The 1322-nt window shown below is 38.0% G+C and carries 1 protein-coding gene; it reads left to right on the top strand.

Translation table 11 applies throughout. The annotated features are described in order from the left end of the window. Positions 1–56 precede the first annotated feature (56 nt). A complete protein-coding gene (locus F8B77_RS17230) occupies positions 57–1097 on the top strand; it encodes an IS110 family RNA-guided transposase (protein ID WP_151656889.1) in 1041 nt (346 codons plus the stop codon). Positions 1098–1322 lie beyond the last annotated feature (225 nt).

Below are 1322 nucleotides of genomic sequence, written 5' to 3'. Positions count from 1 at the left end.
CCCTCAAGGGGGTACGGTATTAATTCAACCACGAATTATCCAAAGGGAGCCCATACATGACTAATCATAATGTACTTGCTATCGATTTAGCAAAAAATGTTTTTCAAGTTTGTAAGTTTTCCAGGGAAACAAACAAAGTTATTTACAATAAGGAGCTCTCACGTAAAAAGCTAAAAGAGCTGCTTATTAGGGAAAAGATCTCTTTGGTTGCGATGGAGGCCTGCGCAAGTGCTCATTACTGGGCAAGGTATGCTAAAGAGCATGGTCACGAAGTCAAAGTAATCAATGCACGTGCTGTAAAAGGTTTTTTGGTGAAACAAAAAACAGATAAGAATGACGCGCATGCTATCGCCATTGCTGCAACCATGGTTCATATTAAGAGTGTCGGTATTCTTACTCCTGAAGAGCAAGGTCTACAAAGTTTAGAACGTGCTAGAGAATTAGCGAAAGCTCACAGAACCGCATTATCGAACCAAATTCGTGGATTACTTAGTGAATTTGGGATTGTTTTCGCCAAAGGCTTTGCATCATTAAATAAAGAACTTCCTTTTCTTTTGGAAGATGCTGAAAATAATTTACCCTATAATTTTAGACAGACTCTTCATCAGCTATGGGAAATGTTTCATTGCTACGATGAGAATCTAAAAGTTCTTGAAAAGCAGGTAGAGCAAGAAGTTAAGCAACATTCAATGTGTAAAAAATTAATGAAACTTGAAGGTGTTGGACCAATTGCTGCTCTTGGGTTATCTATCCGTTTAGGTGCTGCTGATACATATAATAATGGTAGAGAAGCTGCGGCTAACATGGGATTAACGCCAAAACAACACAGCTCAGGTGGAAAAGAAAATATAGGACATATCTCAAAGAATAGTGCCGACAAGCGACTCCGTAGTGTTTTATTTCAAGGAGCGTTGTCAGTCATTAATTCTATAGAGAATCGTCCAGCAAAAACAAATAAAGAGTTATGGTTAAAAGCATTAATCATAAGAAGAGGTAAGAAAGTCGCAGCGATTGCTTTTGCTAATAAAACGGTTCGAACAGCTTATGCTTTAATAAAAAATAAAACCGAATATGCACCAGTAGAATTAATCGCTTAGAAAAGAAAGCAGTCAACAAGAACGAAGTAAAACAGGTAAGACCGACCAATAGAAGCTAGTTGAAGCCTAAGGTATTAAATACCGTCTTTCAGGAATAGCCTATTGGTGCGAATACATCTAAGGGCGAGGTAGCTCCTCAATAAAGCCCGTATATAAGTGCGCATCTGTGTTTTGTTTTATGAAGTTGTTGTTGATTACGTTAGGGAGTCCATATAAGGTTTCAGG

This window comes from Aliivibrio finisterrensis, assembly GCF_008933155.1.
Classification (GTDB): domain Bacteria; phylum Pseudomonadota; class Gammaproteobacteria; order Enterobacterales; family Vibrionaceae; genus Aliivibrio; species Aliivibrio finisterrensis.
This window is presented reverse-complemented; position numbering and strand designations above follow the sequence as displayed.